This window comes from Enterococcus sp. AMC2644 (assembly GCF_058216475.1).
Genome location: NZ_CM177095.1, coordinates 1,472,501 through 1,492,147 on the forward strand (window position 1 = coordinate 1,472,501; position 19,647 = coordinate 1,492,147).

Here is a 19,647-nt window from a genome sequence, read left to right on the forward strand (position 1 = left end):
TACCTTGGAGTATACAAATATTGAGCCGATTATTTATTTAAGTAAAACGGATTTAATCGAAGATAAAGAAAAGATACAAGAAGTCGTTACTTGCTATCAAGAAATTGGCTATACTGTGATTGCTTCAACTGAAAATACTGCAGCAATCAACGAATTAGAAAGATTGTTCCCCAAACAATTGACTGTTTTCATGGGACAATCTGGAGCAGGAAAATCAACTTTATTAAATCGTATTGTTCCGGGATTAGACTTAGAAACGGCTGAAATTTCAGAGTCACTTGGACGAGGTAAGCATACGACACGTCATGTAGAATTGATACCTATTGCGAATGGCTTGGTTGCAGATACTCCTGGATTTAGCTCGATTGATTTCCTAGAAATCGAAACACGAGAATTACCAAAGCAGTTTCCTGAATTTGTGGAAGCATCACATGATTGTCGTTTTCGTGAATGTATGCATATTAATGAACCACAATGTGCTGTGAAAGAACGTGTTGAAAATGGTAAAATCACTAAAACACGTTATGAAAATTATGTCCAATTTTTAGAAGAAATCGAAAAACGAAGACCCGTATATCGTAAGAAAAAATAGGAGGAATTTTATGAAAATCGCACCATCAATTTTAAGCGCAGATTTTGCAAATTTACAACGAGATATTGAGTTTGTTGAAAAACACGGAGCAGATTATATTCATGTCGATGTAATGGATGGCCAATTTGTTCCGAATATTACATTTGGTCCCAATGTCGTAAAAGCAATTCGCCCAATTACAAAGTTGCCGTTAGATGTCCATTTGATGATTGTAGAACCAGAACGTTATATCCATGATTTTGCAGTTGCTGGTTCGGATATTATTGGTGTTCACGTAGAAGCAACTCCTCATATTCATCGAGCAATTCAAATGATTAAGGCAGAAAATGTCAAAGCCGAAGTAGTCCTAAATCCAGGTACCCCCATTGATAGTGTGAAACATGTATTATCAATGGTTGATCAAGTCTTGATTATGACAGTTAATCCAGGTTTTGGTGGTCAATCTTTCATTGAGGAAGCCTTAGATAAAATTCGTGAATTGGCTACTCTTAGAAGCGAGCATGGGTATCATTTTGATATTCAAGTGGACGGAGGTATCGTACCTGAAACAGCAAAACGTTGTAAAGAGGCAGGAGTCGATGTTTTCGTGGCAGGTAGTTATATTTATGATGCCGAACATCCTGAAAAACAAATTCAGTTATTGAAAGAAGCGATACAATAATGAATGTCTTGATAGTTGGAGGAGCCCCGATTTCAACTTGGCCACAATTAGATAGGTATGATGTTTATGTTGGAATAGATCGTGGGGGTCTCTTTTTAATTGAGCAAAACTTACCGTTAACAATTGCTGTGGGAGATTTTGATTCTTTAAATGAAGATGAAACCCAATTAGTTTTTAGTAGGGCAGAAGAAATTAAAAAATCACCCGCAGAAAAAGATGATACGGATACCCAATTAGGCTTAGAGTTAGTCTTGAATCGTTATCCAGAAGCTACAGTGACTCTGATTGGTTTAACGGGAGGAAGAATTGATCATTTTCTTGCAAATTTATGGATGGTGTTGGAACCACGTTTCATGTCACACTGCCAACAACTTTTTTTAAAGGACCAACAGAATAGTATTCAATTCTTATTGCCAGGTATGCACACGATTCAACAGGAAGCTGGAATGCATTATTTAGCCTATTGTTGTTTAACGCCTGTTTCAAACCTGACATTAACCGGAAGTAAATATACGTTAACCAATCAAGAAGTAGCATATCCTACTTCTTATGCCAGTAACGAATTTCTTACCAAACAAGCAGAAATTTCTTTTAAAGAGGGAATTGTAGCAGTCGTTCAAAGCAAAGATAAGTAAAAAAGATTCCCACAAATGTTTTTTTCGAAAAGTTTTCAAAAAAAGCATTAAGAGTGGGAGTCTTTCTTTTGTTTAAAGGCATTTAGTGGTACAATTTAAGCTATCAGTTTGAAATTTTAGAGGTGCTTCGGTGAAAAAATTTAATCCAAATAAAAATATTATTATTACCTTGATTTTAGTTATTATTGCAGTCGGTGCATTAAGTTTAACTGTTGCACAGCGAGCAAAAGATGAGAAAACATCAATGGTACAAGTCGTTATCAATGATTCTGTAGGATTTGTTGACAAAGTTGTATTTGCACCAGCTCGTTGGTTTGATAATGGCGTACGCTCTGTACAAAATTTGTTAGTTACATACGAGGAAAATGAACGCTTAAAAGAAAAAGTCGATGCTTATGATGCACTCGAACGTCAAAATAAATCTTATGAACGAGAAGTTGCTGCTTTGAAAGAGGAATTGGAATTAAATGAAACGTTAACTAGTTACCAAAAAGTTACTGCCAATGTAATTACACGCTCACCAGACTCTTGGCAAGATATACTGGTGATTGATAAAGGCGCAAAAGACGGTATTGAGGTAAATATGGCTGTGATGGCCCAACATGGATTAATTGGGCGTGTGTTAGAAGTCAATGCAATGTCTTCTAAAGTGGAATTACTAACTTCAGAAAACCAAACTAGTAATCATTATCCTGTGCGTATTAGTACGGAAAAAGGAGAAGTATTTGGTTTGTTAAAAGGATACGATGTTGCTAGTGATACATTAGTTGTAGAGCAGTTGACAGGTAAAACAGCCATCTCTAAAGATGATATTGTTCAAACATCTGGGTTGGGAGGCAATTCACCTGCTGATTTGTTAGTTGGAACGGTCATTGAATCAGAAGTTGATAAGTTCGGTTTAGATCAAAAAGTTTACGTAAAACCTTATGCACACTCACATGATCTTTCAGTAGTTACAGTTATTGAGCGAACAGTAGGGGACGAATAAGTATGCTAAAAGAAGAATCTTTCAAATATTATGCAGCACCAATGTTCTTTCTGATGATGTTAGTTGATGCCCATTTAACACGAACTTTTCTTTCTTGGAGTCATGGAAATTACATTTGGAGTACTCATTTACTTTTACTTATAATGTTTTTTGCAGCTACTTGTCTATCACAAAGATATATGATTATTTCTGCATTAGTTATAGGGAGTATCTTTGATCTTTATTATCTTGGTGTCTTAGGGATTTATGCAGTAGCTTTTCCTTTAGTCGTTTGGTTAATGTATCTGTTGGAAGAGACACTTTATAGAAATCTCTTAACAGAAGGCTTTGGTTGGATTATCTTGGTAACTTGTCTTGAGTTGGTTACATTAGGAATCCAGCTGTTGTTTAAATTAACTGCAGTAGATTTTGTTTATTTCACGACGCATTTCTTAGGACCAACGTTATTAGTAAATAGTTTAATTTTTGTAGCATTATATTATCCACTATCGAAACTATTTTATTCAAAATAGTTTCTTTTTTATGGAAAAAATAGAAGAGTTTCAAAAATAGAAACCATTTATTTGGTCAAAAAGAAATATATTTGTAATATTTCTTTTATTTTCCTGTCATATGCGTATGTTACAATCTGTTTGTCGTTGAAATTAGAAGTTTAAGAAAATTTAAACTTAATTAACTATTTATTAAATGAAACCAGTCGGAGGAATGAAACGTGAAGAAACGTGTACTTACCGCTTTACTAGCATGTTCATTAACATTTACAGCTGTTGCACCTAGTATCGTATTAGCTGATGACTTTGATCAACAAATTGAACAAAAGAACAAAGAAATTAGCAATTTACAAGAGCAACAAGCAAGTATCCAAGGTCAAATTAGCTCATTAGAAGGTCAAATTTCTGATATTAATAACAAAGCTGAAGAATTAATTGCAAAACAACAAGAATTAGCAACACAATCTCAAAAATTACAAGAAGAAATTGCTGATTTAGAAGCACGTATTGAAAAACGTGAAGAAGCAATCCGCAAACAAGCACGTGATGTTCAAGTAAATGGTGCAGATACTAATCTTGTAGAAGCTGTTTTAAATGCTGATTCATTAACTGATGCAATTGGTCGTGTCCAAGCGATGAGTACTATCGTAAACGCAAACAACGAATTGGTTAATCAACAAAAAGAAGATAAAAAAGCTGTTGAAGCTAAAAAATCTGAAAACGAAACAAAACAACAAGAAATCGCTGAAAATCAAACTGCTTTAGAAGCACAAAAAGGTGAAATTCAACGAAGCCAAGCTGACTTAGATGTTTTGAAAGCTGATTTAGCTTTACAACAATCTTCAAAAGAAGATGAGAAAAAAGACATTCAAAAACGTAAAGAAGAAGCGGAAGCGGAAAAAGCTCGTATTGCAGAGCAAGAACGTTTAGCAGAACTTGCACGTCAAGCAGCCGCAGAAGCAGCTAAACAGGCTGAAAGAGAATCAGTAGCTAAAGCTCAAGAATCAGCTACTCCAGCTTCTCAAGCGCAAACAGAACAAGCAGCTTCGGTAGAATCAACCACTGAAGCGCCAGTTGAAAGTTCTACAACGCAAGAACAATCTGTAGAAGAAACAACTGTAGAATCAAATAATGCACCAGTTGCAGAATCAACTACTCAAACTAGCTCAAATACTGGACAATCAACACCGAACACAACACCAGTAGAAACACCGGCTGTTCAAAAACCAGTCGTTGAAACGCCTAAAGTAGAATCTTCTCAACCAACTGGTTCAGTTGTAGCAGAAGCTTACAAATACATTGGAGTACCTTATGTATGGGGTGGAAAAGATCCAAGTGGATTTGACTGTTCAGGTTTCACAAGCTATGTTTATCGTAAAGCAACAGGTCGTGAAATTGGTGGCTGGACTGTTCCTCAAGAAAGTGCTGGATCAGTAATTTCTGTAAGTGAAGCACAAGCAGGTGACTTGTTATTCTGGGGTTCACAAGGTAGCACTTATCACGTGGCAATTGCATTAGGTGGCGGACAATATATCCATGCACCAGCACCAGGACAATCAGTAACAGTAGCTTCAGTAGCTTACTTTGCACCAAGTTTTGCAGTACGTATGTAATTTCAAAGCTGACGAATTTTCGTCAGCTTTTTTCTTTTATAAAAAATAGGCAACAAATAACCCCAAACTTAAAAAAGGAACAAAAGGCAGACGTTGAAAATGTGTCCTTCGCAAGAAATAACTAACGAAAAAAACACCTAAAGCAGAAACACTTGCTACAAATAGTAGTAAGGAGAATTGCTCAATTGTTAACCAAGGCACCCAGACCCCCAATAATAACCAATCGCCCATGCCCATAGAATCTCGCAAACTAAACCAAAAGAAAATTCCTAAAATCATCAATAATGAAATAGTTGACAAATAAAATGGTTGATGGAAATAAAACATGGTACCCCATAATAACAAATGAAGTGGATAGAAAATTTTTGGCTCAACTAAAAAATAAAAATAATCGGTTAACGAAAGTAAAGTGGCTGTAGTTAGCCAGAAAAAAGCGATTAACTGCATAGCAATCGTAGGTTGTATCCAACAAAAATAAAACAGACCCCCGTAAATGATTTCAACGAACCACGTAATTACTGGAATACGCATCTTGCATCGTTGACAACGAAATCCTAAGAAGAAGTAGGAAAAGATAGGAATTAATTCCCAAAATCGTAAGGTATTTTTGCAATGATCACATTGTGAACGTGTGGTAACAAAATTTTTTTTGATGGGAACACGTTGCGCTACCACACATAAAAAAGATCCAAAACAACTACCAATAAAAAAACAAAACATTAACTTCACTCCTTTATTATTAAGTACGTAAAACACATGAAGAAAACGTTAAAGAACATTTGAGAAATTTTCTCAAATAGAGGCTTTTGTTGTACATTTTAAGCAATCCGTAATATGCTAAATATGTAGAAAATTTTAGGGAGGAATCAGATATGAGATACGAAAAAACAAAAGAAATTTTAAATCAATTGGTTGCTGACTTAAGCCAATTTTCAGTTGTAATTCACCAAACTCACTGGTATATGCGTGGGCCTGAATTTTTAACTTTACACCCTTTAATGGATGAATTTATGGATGAAATCAATGAGCAATTAGACGTGATTTCAGAACGTTTAATTACTTTAGATGGTGCACCATACTCAACATTGCAAGAATTTGCGGATAACACTGGAATCAAAGACGAAATCGGCACATACGATCGCACTATTCCTGAACGTATGGAAAGATTAGTGGAAGGTTATCGTTACTTATCAGACCTTTACAAAGAAGGTATTGAAGTTGCTGGAGAAGAAGGCGACGATAGCACACAAGATATCTTCACTGGTTTCAATACAGATGTAGAGAAAAAAATCTGGATGATTCAAGCAAAATTAGGTTTTGCACCAAATATTGATCCAGCACACGAAAAAGTAAACTAAGAATGAGAGTAAGAAGCACGCTTTTTAAAAGCTTGCTTCTTTTTTTCGTTTTATAAGAGAAAAACGTTGACTTTATGCATTATTCTAGGTAATATATTAAATGGTATTGTTTGCCCCACAAGAGCCCCGGAAACTCAAGTGTATGTCAAACATTCGAAATCGAAATTGGAGGAAAAAAATCTTGCGTACAACATATATGGCCAAAGCTGGCGAAGTAGAACGTAAATGGTATGTAGTAGATGCAACTGATGTTCCTTTAGGACGTCTATCAACTGTAGTAGCATCTGTACTACGCGGTAAAAACAAACCAACATTCACACCACACGTGGATACAGGTGATTTTGTAATCGTAATTAATGCAGATAAAGTAAAATTAACAGGTAAAAAAGCGACTGATAAAGTATACTACCGTCACTCAAATCACCCAGGTGGATTGAAATCAATCACTGCTGGTGAATTACGTGCTAAAAATTCTCGTCGTTTGATCGAAACTTCTGTAAAAGGCATGTTACCTAAAAACACTTTGGGCCGCGCTCAAGGCATGAAATTACATGTATATGCTGAAGGAACTCATCCACATGCAGCTCAACAACCAGAAGTTTTAGACATTACTAACTTAATCTAATAGGAGGGAATTTCATTGGCACAAGCACAATATACAGGCACAGGCCGTCGTAAAAATGCAGTTGCTCGCGTACGTTTAGTACCAGGAACTGGTAAAATTACTGTAAATAAAAAAGATGTTACTGAATACATTCCACACGCTGACTTGCGTGAAGTTATCAACCAACCTTTCGGCGTTACTGAAACAAAAGGCGCTTACGATGTATTCGTAAACGTTAACGGTGGTGGATATGCTGGACAATCTGGCGCAATCCGTCATGGTATCGCTCGCGCTTTACTAGAAGTAGATCCTGATTTCCGTTTAGCTCTTAAACGCGCAGGCTTACTTACTCGTGATGCACGTATGGTTGAACGTAAAAAACCAGGTCTTAAGAAAGCTCGTAAAGCTTCTCAATTCTCAAAACGTTAATATCGCTTATATATCAGCGTTTCAAGGCACTTTCCAATCTTTGGAAAGTGTCTTTTTTTGATGAATAGGTACGAAAATAGGTACGGTTTTTTCTACTTACTGATTTTTTTGAAATGGAAAATCAACTTAAATTTGTTCTTTGACAATTGTTTTGTTGTTATTTTATTTTTCGTACCTCCTCTAAACGTTTTTCAAATTTTTCATAGGTCGATAGGTCAACTACATTAGGTGTGTTGACATAAATTTCTGTCGTTTTAATATCCGAGTGGGTGAGTACTTGAGAAATCTGTTCCATAGTAGCACCACCTTCACGAGCAAGAGTACTAAAGGTGTGTCGCAATTTATGTGGATTTGCTGGTACCAATTCCGAATGCCTTCTACGAATTGATTTTAGACGATAATTCAGATAATCCACATGAACGGGAACATTAAGTTCTCCACTACGATTCGCATAAGTAAAAAGAAATTGTTCTTTGGATTGCTTAACACCAATCTGCAAAAGTTCTTCTTTTTGCTTATTCTTCCATTCCTTTAATAGAGCTAGCATTTGTGCAGAAATTTTAAATTTTGTTGATTTACGACCTTTTGTTGATTTTAAATTACCCAGTTTATCCCGGCTTTGAATGAGGCTGACATATCCTTTTTCAGAATCAATATGTTTCCACTGTAAAGCATAGGATTCGCTCTTGCGGTCACCTAGATTCAACGTAAGCATGAACAGAACATAATCTTGCATAATCAAACTACCATTGTTGTAATCCTCATTGGTTGCGTCTAACCAAGCAATCAATTCTTCTGCCGAAAGAGATTCACCATTTAATTGCCGTTTCGCCTTTAATTGTTGTTTTTTCGGATCTCCTACATAACGAATCACTTTAGCAATCCGATTGTATTCGATATATTCTAATAGTTCAGCAATATCAAATAGTTGATTCACATAACTCTTAATAATTTTGATATTGGCATAAGTTTGCGACTTTTTCATTAAAGATTGGAGTACAAAATCCTTATTGTCATTTAAAAATTTGAGTGAATAGTCGCCAAACATTGGAAGAATATGCAAGCGAAATACATCTTTGGTATTGCTAACTGTGGCTTCGCTCGGAACTTGTCGAGACCTTCCAGTAGAACCAGCGATATACATATCTAACCAAACAGTTTTGTAAAAATCTTTGAATTTGATGTGACCATTTAATTCAAAGGAACGAACGCTTTTTTCATTGATGACACGTTGAATTTTTTGTTCAATTTCTTTAACTGCCTTTTCTGCTTCTCTTTTCGTTTTGAACGTTTTACGAAATCGTTCTGCGCTTACTCCAAGAATCTGTCGCACTTCTTTTGGATAAAAAATTTCTACTTTGTAACTTTTGCTTTTAAGTTTTTTTATTGCCATTGTATTTCCTACTTTCTTTTCAAAGCAAACCAGAACGTAGGACTGACTACGTCCTAATTATAGCGTGCACCTAGCAACTAAAGCAATTTAGCCATTCATCGACAACTTGTCGATCAAAACGAATGACGCCTTCAATCGTGATTTTGGGCAAGCCTTGTTCAATCCATTTGTCTAGTGTATTGTTAGAAATATGAAGGTATTGGCAAGTTTCTTTCTTTGTTAAGTAACGTTTATCGATCGCGGTGTCTTTACGTACTTGTTTGATATTAGTTAACATAATCGTATAGATATTTTTTCCAAGGTGAGTCATTTGTTCCTCACTTAGCTTAATTTGAACTTCAGTCATTAAACTTCCTCCTTTATTTGTTGGGAAGTACTGCAAAATGTGGTATACTCAACTTATCGAGGGCGGAGTATACTTACACTTTTAATGGTGTGAGCAGTACTTTGCTTTTTTTGTTTGTCGGTTAATTCTTTTGTATAAATATCGATTTCTTCTTGAAACCACTTCGGTTGTTCTTTGATTGTGTCTAACAATTTTTGTTTATCTTCACTTAATTTTCCAGTCTCTACAATCATACCTAATAAATCCACATCATAAATTTTTCCAATTAATTCAACGAGTTTCATCGCAGGGGAAACACTTTGTATTAACCATCGGATACTCTTTTCTAAAGACATCGGATTACTTGTTAAGCTAATCTGTAGCGTTCCATGATTTCCGATAAAATTAGCCCAATCCTTATCAATTTTCGCCTTAGGATTATCTGGTGTTCGATCATAAAAACACAATGAGTGATTCATTAATTCAAAAATAATTGTTTCAAATTCTTTATTTGAAAGTAAGTAATTGGCTAATTCTTGTGCTTTTTCATGTCGAAAGCGTAACTCATAACGATTGATAATTGGAGAATCTTCTAATGGAGTTCCATTCTTTCTACGCTGCTCATAATTTTTTTGATAGAAGCAAAATCTTAATTGACTTTTTGGTGAACCAAAATAAAGAGTGGTACCATCTGATGAACCATCCATTAAGTTTTTCCCATTGTAAATATCTCCACGTCTAAAAGTAGAAGTGAAATGATTGTTTTCTACTTGCTTTGCCATTTTAGGTAAGTCGAGTAAACCCTCATAATCATTCATTGAAAAGTCAATTCGAGTAAAATTTCCTCCAAAGGTAAATACTTTTTGAATAAAATCTGGCCATGTTTCTTTTCTAGCTTTTAACCAACCAGAGAGAAATCGACAGCCCTTACCTTTTAATTCGAATAGAGTTCCTTTTACCGTATCGTTTGAAATACGAATATCTATCGCATTTAGTAAATTAAATCTTCCTGTATATCCTAAAGTAGTAATTTCACTGAAAATCATATGTTTCATTGAAATACCTAAAACTTCTTTTACCAACTCTTTGTAATTTGTAGAGAAGAAATGAATCGTCAGGTAGTCGATAATTCCTTCCACTTGATGTTCATTTTTAGACTCTTGAAGCAAACAATCAAGTAATTGATTCACTTGTTCAGAAGTCAACTTTCGTATCCCTAATTCATATTTTGCTAGAGCCGAACGAGTGATTTTGGCTTTTTGAGCAAGCTGTTGTTGCGTCCAACCCTTTTGTAAACGAGTTTCTCGAATAGCTTGCCCTAATTCAAGTGCATTGAAGTCTGTCATCTATTCCTCCTATTCTATTGTCAAAGAACTTAATTTAAGTACACTTCAATTATACATTTGTACTTAAAATAAGTCAATAACATTGGACTTTTTTTAAGTACATGTTATAATAGAAACAAATAAAGTGAAAAAGGAGGTTCAGGATGGAAGTAAATAAGCAAGAAGCAGGGCAACGTATTAAAGAAGTTCGTCAAATGTTAAACCTTAGCATGGATAAATTTGGCAAGCTATTAGGTGAATTGCCACGAAGTACTGTCAATAACTGGGAACGAGGCATTAATTTACCGAAGCTAGAGACCCTTAATCGAATTGCTGAAGTGGGAAATGTTACCAATGAATATATTCTTTATGGTAATCAAGAGGATGAGTATATTGCGAATCTTTTGAGAAAAAAAGCAAGTGAAGTTGATCCAAAGATGACGAAAGTATTGACTGATTTTGTGAAGAAAACGGAGTTAGAGGATAATCAAGAATTAAATCGGATAGTGACATTTTTTGCTGAAAACCTTACACCACCAACTGAGAAAGATTATTTATATTATCATCAAATTGATGATGAGAAAAATCTGTACCTTGCCTCCAGCAACTTTGGAAAAATAGCAAAATTCTATCTGCACTACGACATGATAAATGAGATGATTCATATCATGCCATTTACATTTGCTGAACAGTCTATCAGTCGACTTATGATTTTTTTGACGAATTTTGAGTCAATAAAATATTTCAGCAAGAACTTAGAAGAGGAGATGCGTGGAAAGTCTGTCGTATTGTATTCTTTAAATGAAGAAAAACAGGAATTAAGTCTGTATCCTTTAACTTTTTCTGAAGGTAGTCAAGTTTATCAATTTGAAGAACAGAATTTTGAAAAAATAGAAGGTAAATTATACTTGCCATTTGTTGAAGAGGTTGCAAAATTAAGAATTTTTAATCAATCGTTGGTGGAATAAATTTGTGTTCCGATGGAAAGTGAGTGTTCCAGTGTGAATTGATAGAAATGTTGTTATATCAGCCTTAAAATAGGGATTAGGTATTTTAAATAGGTTTAGTTAGCCCCCTGTTAGAACTCGGGGCTAAAAAGCATGCATAGCGGAATAGCTGCTATGCAAAAGGCAAAATCACCACGAAGGGTAGTTCGCCTTGGGGCGAACTACCCTCCGTGGTGATTGCCTAATAATAGAATAAAGTGTTTGAAAAATTATCATTAATGCTGTTTTCTCCAGTTGAATTAGTAATTTAGCATATTTTGGAAAAATTTTATTTAGCTTACTTATTACTTTTTCTTAAGTGTTTAGGCAACATTCTGTCTAATTCTTCTTCTTCAAAAAATTGCTCTTCTTCATTTTTCAAAGCATTTTGAGCTTCAGAATAACTCTTACTATCTGTTTTTGGTGATTCCGTGTAAATCACATGGGTTTCATCTCTTAATTGGTCTCTTTCTAAAGCAATCTCATCCAAAGATAAAGTTTCTAAATCTGTCAATAAAGTGATGTACTTTTCTCTAATAAGCCAAAGCTTATCAGAAGCGATTTGATGTTGTTTAGACTCCTCAGCTAGTTTAAAGTCTTTAAAATAAAGGTTTAAGCCGAGAGAAATTGCGGATACCAGTCCAGCAATAAAAGTTAATATCCTCTCATCAAAAATAAGAGTACCTAAAAAACCACCGGTAGTAATTGCAGAGAGAGTAATTTGCACCGACTTTAAACATTTATTTTTTTTATCAAGTCTGTTCATGAGTTTTAGATGAGCTGTATAGGTGTATGTTACGCGCCCATAGGCCTCTCGAAGTTGGACTTCCAAACTATGTTTTTGTTGTATGGTATCCATGTTAACCCTCCAAATAATTATAGCGCTATTTTTTTAATGACTTTTTCTAAGCATTCAATACTACTGGAAGCATCTACAAGTTGATTACCACCAGGAGACGATAGGTTTATGGATCCCCAAGTTCGATTGTTATTGTAGTAATTTAACAAAACATTTTCATAGTCGCCTTTATTGGAAGCTGAGCTATCTCCTTCGTCTAGATATTTCCAGTTTCCCATGGCGGTGTAAACAAAACTATCTATTACAATTCCAGAAAGATGGTAACTGCTAAAATAAGTATCTCTGATATGACGGAAATGTTTGCATGTTGCAAACAAAAGTCCGTTGCTGTAGTCTGTACCATTTTTTGTCTTCATTGCGTTTTGTTCAATTTTAGGATTTGTGGCTTTCCAGTTCCCACCCATATTTGAATCTGGATAGATGTATCCTTCGGGATTCCCCAAATAATCAGTTTTTAAAAATGCTGGTAAAATTTCAAATTTAATTCCATCATGGAAATTAATTTTGACTACTTGACCATCGGCCCTAATATCACTTCTAGGATAAACAGTTTTAATTGTATTTCTGATGGACTGTAACAAACGTGATGGTCCATTTCCCGTTGATGAATTGAATTTATCGTACTCAGTTAAAGGAATTTCAACTAAAATATCTATATCACTAGTACTAATAGCAGTCCCTCGTCCATAAGAACCAACATAGAAACTATGAGCGGAATCGCTAACGGAATTCCAGAATTCTCTATTAATAGCTTTAGTTATCACATGGTATCTTCCAGAAATCTTTTTTCTAATTTCTAATGGAATAAAGTATGAATTAGTTACTAAAATACCCATATTAATGATGCCCCTTTACATTGTCAAATTTTTCGTTCCTTTAATTACTCATTATAACATAATTAGGGAACTCTTGTTTGCTATATTTAGTATCATACTTTTTTAATTTTCATTGTAAGGATTAATATCAAAGATAAAATAATTTTTAAGTATTTAATATTTTCAAAATATGGTTGTGATATTATTTAATAAAAGTTATACAAAAGGGAGAGTTATTATGGATGAAATCATGGAAGAGTTACTTGTTTCAGAGACGCCTTGGGAAGTTTTTAAAGACAACTATTACTTAGCACAAAATATTAGATTAATTTGTTTTGATAATAATTCTAATAATCTTGGGTCAGATTTTATGAAACAAGATATTGAAAAATACGTGGTTCAAAGCTTTTCTAATATGGAAAACACTTTATTGATTGATAAATACAATTTTGAATCCTATTTGAGAAGAATAGAAGTATATAGATGTTTTGATTTTGATTCAAATATTGTTGGCTATCTCAGAGATTTTCTTTTGTACAAAAGAGTGAGCGAATCGTTTAAAAAGTTTTTATCTTATATAAAAGAAAAGGAAGTTCAAATAAGTTGTGGACCGTATATTTTGGAAGTTGCAGCCAATAAACATGAGATAGACAAAAATTATGTTCGTGAAAGCTTAGTGTCTTTTTTTGCGTTTGATAAGTCACGAACTTTGGAGGAGTTCGAGAATTTTGAACTGGAGATCCTATCAGAAGATAGTGATATTGAAAATATGGTCAACCAAGCATTGAAGACTGTTCATGAAGGTATTGCAGATAAAGATTTAAATCAATATTATTTAATATACTGTATTCTGTTAAAAATGTATGAGATCAATTTTAAATCCAATAAAAATAGTAAAAACAAAATGATGGAACTCATTCAATGCGTAAATAAAGAATTATACGCCTATGCTGAACAAGAACTATTTTTAGCATATTTACTTTTTTCAAAAGATAGTAGAGTGAATTCTTTTTTTGGAGCAATTCAAGCTAATTCTAAAAATGTCATCTCAAAAATAAGAGGTATGGCTTGGGATTTATTTCATCTTCGCAGTTTGGAATCTCAAGTAGCAGATAGAAATAACAACACTAAACATATGTATATGCATTATTTTTGTTCTAGAGATAATGGGATTAACGATATTTTATCATTGAATCCAATAAAGCGAATGATCATTAAGGATGGAAGATGTTATCCGTTGCATGAACAGAATATCTTTCAAACTGAATTTGGGGAGGCTATTTATGACAGTCTAAATGAATATAAGCGTTTTAGAAAAGATAATAATAAAAACGCTAAATTGTTTAAAGTAGCATCCAGATATGAACAAACATTAATTAATCAACTTGGAAAATAACTAACTGACCATTCAATTGAGCTTAATGTTCAATATAAGAATTCTCTATTTTATAAGCGTTAATTATTGTCAGATAAGAGTATCTCCTGAAATACTAATGGTATTTATCTAATTTTTATTATACTATTAATTTTAACTATGCGTAGAACTATTGAAAATATGATATAATATGTCTTATTAGGTAGGTCAAAAGGAGTTGACGAGATATGTCTGATTATAAATACTCAGTAAAAAATACGACTAAAATCGAGCGTGAGAAGCTCCGTAACGTTGCTTTAAGCTATTCAACTTTAGATGCTGCGGAACCTTCGGAAGATGCAATGAAATTGGTGGAGGAGTATGTAGCAGGAAATATCGAAATTGCTGATGCTCTAGAAACCGTTATTGAAAAATATCGTTCTTTGGGGTTGCAAAATGTATGATCCTTATTTAATTCCAAATACTGATGTTTTACAAAATAAACTTGATATATCAGATAAAGAGTTACTTGAAAAAGCCGAAGCGGATATTACTTATTTTAAATTGTTAGATATTGATGCTTGGTTTGAAGATAAGCCACTTAATTATGAAACATTTCTTGCTGTCCATAAATATATTTTTGGCGATATTTATGATTGGGCAGGTGAAATTAGAACGATTCCTATATACAAGGAAGAAGCTGTTCTTGCTGGTTTGTCTTTAAATTATGGCGATATTTCATCCATTCAGGTTCAAATTGAATCACTTATTGATGAGATGAATCAGATAGAATGGTCTGAAATTAGTGTAGAGGAGATGATTCCTTTATTTTCAGATTTGATTGCTCGACTATGGTTGCTCCATCCGTTTAGAGAAGGAAATACTCGGGCGGTTATGCGTTTTGCTGGTTTATTTGCAAATGCGAAAGGATTTCCGTTAAACTCAAGGCTTTTACGTGATCATGCCAGTTATGTAAGAAATTCATTGGTTTTGTATTGTGTTGAAGAATCACCTGAGAAGGAGCACTTTTTAAGAATTATGACTAATGCGATTAATGATTTTTAGATTAAATTTCTTTGTTATATTATTAAAGTAGTCTTGTTCTGGTTTGCAAGGTAGTTTTGTGTACGTTATTAGGTACGGATAGCTTGAAATTATGTGAAACTGTTTGAAATTTAAACTTTTACGAATTGTCTAAAACGCTTGGTTTTAAAGCATATTCAATTTTTTCAGTTATTTATAGGCGAAACCAGGTCTTAAGAAAGCTCGTAAAGCTTCTCAATTCTCAAAACGTTAATCGTTGTTATACCAACGATTCAGACACTTTCCAATTTTTGGAGGTGTCTTTTTTTTATGCTATTTTTGGCAACTAGTCATGTAATGTAAGTGCCGAATAGGTTCTTTTCATGTAATTAGTCATATAGAAAAATAACTGTTAATCATACTTTTTTGCGTACATAGAAAGGGGCGCAAGTTACAGTGAAAGAAAAGAGTTGGTTATAGAGCGTCAAGATAATGGGAAAGTTTTTCTATAGCCTCTATGCGACGTTCATTAGATACATGAGTATACACACTAAATGCGTTATGAATATCTTTTGTCGAATGTCCTAAACGTTCTTGTACTTCTTTCATCCCAGCGCCACTTTCAAACAATAGTGTTGTATGTGTATGTCTAAAGCCATGTGGTGAAATCTTCTTCATGGTAGTGTTTTTCTTATAGAAGGTTTTCAAGATATTGTTGGGATAATCAGGATAACACCGCACAATTTCATTGTAATAATTAAGATAAGTGAATACAGGACGTTCTTTCATAGGTGGCGGAGTAAGATTGATTGAATGATACAATTCTTCTTGTTCCTTTTGCCAAGTATTCAAAAAGTGCATGTATTATTCTCATGTTCTTTTCCGATTGCCCTTGACAATAGTTCCTAACTGTGTGGCAATAAAACGAGGAGTCTCTTATTTTCTATGGAAAGTTCAAAATACTATCGACTCAATAAGACACAAGATTTATTAAAAATTTCTTTAATGAAACAGATTAATTTAGAAGGTAACTTCTGATAATTGCCACTTTCATATCAATACATGTTAGTGAATTTTTTTAGAATAGTGCAGTTGGAAAACGGTGCATGTTATAATGGTTAATAAATTCTATTTAGAAGAATATTTTTAGAATTAACTAACTTTTGAAGGTGAGTAATAATATATGAATCTTAGAGAACAAAAGAAGAGAGCACGTGAATTTATCGAACGATGGAAGGATAAAGGAAATGAAAGGCAAGATAGTCAACCATTTTGGTTAGATTTATTGCAATCCGTATATGGTTTAGAAAATCCTAGTGAATATATTACTTTCGAAGATACCGTTGTGCTTGATCATACAAGTTTTATTGATGGATATATTGATAAGACAAAAGTCATGATTGAACAAAAGGGGAAGAATAAAGATTTAAACAAAGCAATCAAGCAGTCTGATGGTTCATATTTAACACCATTTCAGCAGGCCAAGCGTTATTCAGCAAATTTACCTTACTCTCAACGTCCTCGTTGGATAATTACTAGTAATTTTAAAGAATTTTATATTTATGACATGGAGAAGCCTAATAATGAAGCAGTAATTATTCAACTTACTGATTTAGACAAGGAATTTTATCGTCTAGAATTTTTGGTAGATAAAAGCAATGAGCATATTGAACGCGAAATGAAAGTATCCATGCAAGCGGGAGAAATTGTAGGTGAAGTATATAGTGGTTTGCTTAAACAATATATAAATCCAGAAAGCGAAGAAAGTTTACATGCAATCAATCAGTTGATAGTTCGCCTAGTATTTTGCTTTTATGCAGAAGATGCTGGACTATTTAAATGTAAAGCGATATTTCATAACTATCTTTCTCAATTTGATAGTAGACAGTTTCGTAGAGCATTAATTGATCTTTTTGAAATATTAGATACACCGACAGATAAACGAGATCCTTATTTGGAAGATGATTTATTAGTCTTTCCTTATGTAAATGGTGGGATGTTTGCTGAGAAAAATCTAGAAATTCCTAATTTTACTGATGACTTGCGTCAATTAATTTTAGATCATGCATCGTCTAATTTTGATTGGTCAGAAATTAGCCCTACTATTTTTGGAGCAGTATTTGAATCGACGCTGAATCCTGAGACACGCCGAAAAGGTGGTATGCATTATACTTCTATTGAAAATATTCATAAAGTAATTGATCCATTATTTATGGACTCTCTATGTGAAGAATTAAATGAATTACGTACCTATAAACAACCAGCGGCTGTAGCAGCAAGGGCTAAGAATTTTCAAAGAAAGCTTGCAAATTTGGTATTTTTTGATCCGGCATGTGGTTCTGGTAACTTCTTAACGGAGACGTATATTTCCTTAAGGAGGTTAGAAAATGAAGCTATTAAACTTTATAAAGGTAATGAAGTAACTCTTGATATTGGCGAAGAGTTGGTACAAGTTAAACTAAATCAATTTTACGGAATTGAAATAAACGACTTTGCTGTCTCTGTTGCAAAAACGGCTTTATGGATTGCAGAAAGTCAAATGCTAGAAAAAACAAAGGAAATTGTCTATGCAGATATTGACTTTTTACCGCTGAAATCATATACAAATATTATTGAAGGTAATGCATTGTCTCTTGATTGGGAGAAAATTGTACAAAAGAATAGGTTGACTTATATAATTGGAAATCCACCATTTATTGGAAAAAAAGAGCAAACTACCCATCAAAAATTCGAATTAATTGAAGTGTTTGATCAAAAGAAAGTTGGTAATATCGATTATGTATCAGCATGGTATTATAAAGCTTTAAAAATGATTAAGAATACAGATATTCTTGTTTCTTTTGTTTCAACAAATTCTATCGTTCAAGGAGAACAAGTTCCTATTTTGTGGCCAATATTAATAGAAAGTGGGATTGAAATTATATTCGCACATTCTTCATTTGTTTGGTCAGCAGAAACTAAATCAAAGGATATTGCAAAGGTTCATTGTGTGATTATTGGGTTCAAACATAGTTTAAATAAGAAAAAAACAAATAAATATATTATTTCTGATGAGCTAAAAGAAGAAGTAGACTTTATTAACTGTTATTTAGTAAATGCTAAAAATTCAATGATTACAAGTAGGACTAAACCACTTTTTAATGTACCATCAATGAATTATGGTAGTATGCCTATAGATAATGGACATTTGATTTTAAATGAAGAAGAAGTAAAGGAACTGATTTCAGAAAATGCTGAAAACAAAATATTGGTTCGCCAGTATGTAGGAGGTCAAGAATTACTAAAAGGTAAGAAACGATGGTGTTTATGGTTGCAAGGGGTTAGTCCTTCTGTTTTTTCGAAATCTAAAATTGTAATGAATAGGTTATCATTAACTAAAGTATTTAGGGAATTAAGTAAGAGACCACAAACAATAAAGATGGCTGATTACCCATATCTTTTTGGTGAAATACGTCAACCAACTAGCAATATGCTAGTTATACCAAAAGTATCATCAGAAAAACGTAGATACATCCCTTTAGATATGTTAACACCAGACATCATTGTGAATGGTAGTGCATTGATTATTCCTGAAGCAAATTTATATATATTTGGTATCATGACCTCAAACGTTCATATGTCATGGATGAGAACAGTAGCAGGAAGGATGAAAAGTGATTATCAATATTCAGCGAATATTGTGTATAATAATTTCCCATGGCCAGCAGAAAATGCGAAAATTAAAGAAAAAATAATTAAATCTGCACAAGCAATTTTAGATGCGAGGAACAGATATTCCGATAGTTCACTTTCAGAAATGTACGATGAGTTAACTATGCCTGTTGAACTTAGAAAAGCCCATCAAGCCAATGATAGAGCAGTGATGGAAGCGTATGGAATGATAAAGACGGTAAACGGGAAGAAAACATGGCTTAGTGAAACAGAGACAGTCGCAAAGTTATTTGAAATGTATGAAAAGATTGTGACGAAGTAGAAAAATAAGAGAATTGTAAAATTATGAAATTGGTTCGTTTAGAAAATAAACCACTAAATTATGTAACATTTCTTGCTGTCCATAAATATATTTTCAGTGATATCTATGATTGGGCAGGTGAAATTAGAACGATTCCTATATACAAGACTAACTATATAAAGTCAAGTGAAAAATGAACAAAATTTTCTGAATGAAACATAACGTATAAGTGCATCACAAATAA

21 protein-coding genes (1 of these 21 running past the window's edge) are annotated in these 19,647 nt (G+C 33.6%); 14 read left to right on the plus strand and 7 right to left on the minus strand.

Annotated elements, in window-relative coordinates:
* The 6 genes from rsgA to AC4BC5_RS07270 all read left to right on the plus strand — a co-directional run.
* On the plus strand, window positions 1–592 hold the 3' portion of the coding sequence (rsgA, locus tag AC4BC5_RS07245; protein ID WP_490497432.1) for a ribosome small subunit-dependent GTPase A. Its footprint begins 290 nt before the window's first position; only the last 592 of its 882 coding nucleotides appear in the window; the start codon falls outside the window, past its left edge; the stop codon is at window positions 590–592.
* A gap of 10 nt (window positions 593–602) precedes the next feature.
* A complete protein-coding gene (gene rpe, locus AC4BC5_RS07250) occupies window positions 603–1,253 on the plus strand; it encodes a ribulose-phosphate 3-epimerase (RefSeq protein WP_490497433.1) in 651 nt (216 codons plus the stop codon).
* Window positions 1,253–1,888 carry a thiamine diphosphokinase gene (locus AC4BC5_RS07255; protein ID WP_490497434.1) on the plus strand — a complete coding sequence of 212 codons (636 nt, stop codon included), beginning with the start codon at window positions 1,253–1,255 and terminating at the stop codon, window positions 1,886–1,888. The genes rpe and AC4BC5_RS07255 overlap by 1 nt, the downstream gene beginning before the upstream one ends.
* A gap of 130 nt (window positions 1,889–2,018) precedes the next feature.
* Entirely contained in the window at window positions 2,019–2,876 is an 858-nt protein-coding gene (mreC, locus tag AC4BC5_RS07260) for a rod shape-determining protein MreC (protein ID WP_490497435.1), read from the plus strand.
* 2 nt (window positions 2,877–2,878) lie between these two features.
* Window positions 2,879–3,388, plus strand: coding sequence for a rod shape-determining protein MreD (mreD, locus tag AC4BC5_RS07265; RefSeq protein ID WP_490497436.1), 510 nt, complete (start codon window positions 2,879–2,881; stop codon window positions 3,386–3,388).
* Window positions 3,389–3,588: 200 nt separating this feature from the next.
* Window positions 3,589–4,980 (plus strand): C40 family peptidase, encoded by a 1,392-nt coding sequence (locus AC4BC5_RS07270; RefSeq protein ID WP_490497437.1) that lies wholly within the window; start codon window positions 3,589–3,591, stop codon window positions 4,978–4,980.
* 36 nt (window positions 4,981–5,016) lie between these two features.
* On the opposite strand, the gene AC4BC5_RS07275 is transcribed toward AC4BC5_RS07270, so the two are convergent.
* Window positions 5,017–5,700 carry a prepilin peptidase gene (locus tag AC4BC5_RS07275; RefSeq protein ID WP_490497438.1) on the minus strand — a complete coding sequence of 228 codons (684 nt, stop codon included), beginning with the start codon at window positions 5,698–5,700 and terminating at the stop codon, window positions 5,017–5,019.
* A 152-nt stretch (window positions 5,701–5,852) separates the two neighbouring features.
* Between AC4BC5_RS07275 and AC4BC5_RS07280 the strand changes: the two genes are divergently transcribed.
* From AC4BC5_RS07280 to rpsI, 3 genes are all read left to right on the plus strand, one after another.
* The gene (locus AC4BC5_RS07280) at window positions 5,853–6,338 is read left to right on the plus strand and encodes a Dps family protein (RefSeq protein ID WP_490497439.1); all 486 of its coding nucleotides are present in this window, start codon (window positions 5,853–5,855) and stop codon (window positions 6,336–6,338) included.
* Window positions 6,339–6,516: 178 nt separating this feature from the next.
* Window positions 6,517–6,963, plus strand: coding sequence for a 50S ribosomal protein L13 (rplM, locus tag AC4BC5_RS07285; RefSeq protein WP_338070869.1), 447 nt, complete (start codon window positions 6,517–6,519; stop codon window positions 6,961–6,963).
* 15 nt (window positions 6,964–6,978) lie between these two features.
* Window positions 6,979–7,371: a 30S ribosomal protein S9 gene (gene rpsI / locus AC4BC5_RS07290; protein ID WP_016173833.1), complete on the plus strand. Its 393-nt coding sequence runs from the start codon at window positions 6,979–6,981 to the stop codon at window positions 7,369–7,371.
* A 157-nt stretch (window positions 7,372–7,528) separates the two neighbouring features.
* On the opposite strand, the gene AC4BC5_RS07295 is transcribed toward rpsI, so the two are convergent.
* The 3 genes from AC4BC5_RS07295 to AC4BC5_RS07305 all read right to left on the minus strand — a co-directional run bounded on the left by AC4BC5_RS07295 (window position 7,529) and on the right by AC4BC5_RS07305 (window position 10,435).
* On the minus strand, window positions 7,529–8,764 hold the full coding sequence (locus AC4BC5_RS07295) for a tyrosine-type recombinase/integrase (protein WP_490497440.1): 1,236 nt from the start codon (window positions 8,762–8,764) through the stop codon (window positions 7,529–7,531).
* A 70-nt stretch (window positions 8,765–8,834) separates the two neighbouring features.
* Entirely contained in the window at window positions 8,835–9,110 is a 276-nt protein-coding gene (locus AC4BC5_RS07300) for a helix-turn-helix domain-containing protein (RefSeq protein WP_490497441.1), read from the minus strand.
* 53 nt (window positions 9,111–9,163) lie between these two features.
* On the minus strand, window positions 9,164–10,435 hold the full coding sequence (locus tag AC4BC5_RS07305; RefSeq protein ID WP_490497442.1) for a replication initiation factor domain-containing protein: 1,272 nt from the start codon (window positions 10,433–10,435) through the stop codon (window positions 9,164–9,166).
* Window positions 10,436–10,578: 143 nt separating this feature from the next.
* Between AC4BC5_RS07305 and AC4BC5_RS07310 the strand changes: the two genes are divergently transcribed.
* Complete coding sequence (locus AC4BC5_RS07310; RefSeq protein WP_490497443.1) at window positions 10,579–11,382, plus strand: helix-turn-helix domain-containing protein; 804 nt, start codon at window positions 10,579–10,581, stop codon at window positions 11,380–11,382.
* 316 nt (window positions 11,383–11,698) lie between these two features.
* Here AC4BC5_RS07310 and AC4BC5_RS07315 read toward each other — a convergent pair whose 3' ends face one another.
* Entirely contained in the window at window positions 11,699–12,259 is a 561-nt protein-coding gene (locus AC4BC5_RS07315) for an SLATT domain-containing protein (protein WP_490497444.1), read from the minus strand.
* Between the two features lie 17 nt (window positions 12,260–12,276).
* Window positions 12,277–13,095 (minus strand): SMODS domain-containing nucleotidyltransferase, encoded by an 819-nt coding sequence (locus AC4BC5_RS07320; RefSeq protein ID WP_490497445.1) that lies wholly within the window; start codon window positions 13,093–13,095, stop codon window positions 12,277–12,279.
* Window positions 13,096–13,312: 217 nt separating this feature from the next.
* On the opposite strand from AC4BC5_RS07320, the gene AC4BC5_RS07325 reads away from it, so the two are divergent.
* The 3 genes from AC4BC5_RS07325 (at window position 13,313) to AC4BC5_RS07335 (ending at window position 15,493) form a co-directional block, all read left to right on the plus strand.
* Window positions 13,313–14,470 carry a hypothetical protein gene (locus AC4BC5_RS07325; protein WP_490497446.1) on the plus strand — a complete coding sequence of 386 codons (1,158 nt, stop codon included), beginning with the start codon at window positions 13,313–13,315 and terminating at the stop codon, window positions 14,468–14,470.
* 206 nt (window positions 14,471–14,676) lie between these two features.
* Window positions 14,677–14,892 (plus strand): hypothetical protein, encoded by a 216-nt coding sequence (locus tag AC4BC5_RS07330; RefSeq protein ID WP_207110722.1) that lies wholly within the window; start codon window positions 14,677–14,679, stop codon window positions 14,890–14,892.
* Window positions 14,885–15,493 (plus strand): Fic/DOC family protein, encoded by a 609-nt coding sequence (locus AC4BC5_RS07335; RefSeq protein WP_490497447.1) that lies wholly within the window; start codon window positions 14,885–14,887, stop codon window positions 15,491–15,493. Before AC4BC5_RS07330 ends, AC4BC5_RS07335 begins: the two co-directional genes overlap by 8 nt.
* Before the next feature lie 432 nt (window positions 15,494–15,925).
* On the opposite strand, the gene AC4BC5_RS07340 is transcribed toward AC4BC5_RS07335, so the two are convergent.
* Window positions 15,926–16,312 (minus strand): tyrosine-type recombinase/integrase, encoded by a 387-nt coding sequence (locus tag AC4BC5_RS07340; RefSeq protein WP_490497448.1) that lies wholly within the window; start codon window positions 16,310–16,312, stop codon window positions 15,926–15,928.
* A 322-nt stretch (window positions 16,313–16,634) separates the two neighbouring features.
* On the opposite strand from AC4BC5_RS07340, the gene AC4BC5_RS07345 reads away from it, so the two are divergent.
* Window positions 16,635–19,424 (plus strand): DNA methyltransferase, encoded by a 2,790-nt coding sequence (locus tag AC4BC5_RS07345; RefSeq protein WP_490497449.1) that lies wholly within the window; start codon window positions 16,635–16,637, stop codon window positions 19,422–19,424.
* The last annotated feature ends 223 nt before the right edge of the window (window positions 19,425–19,647 follow it).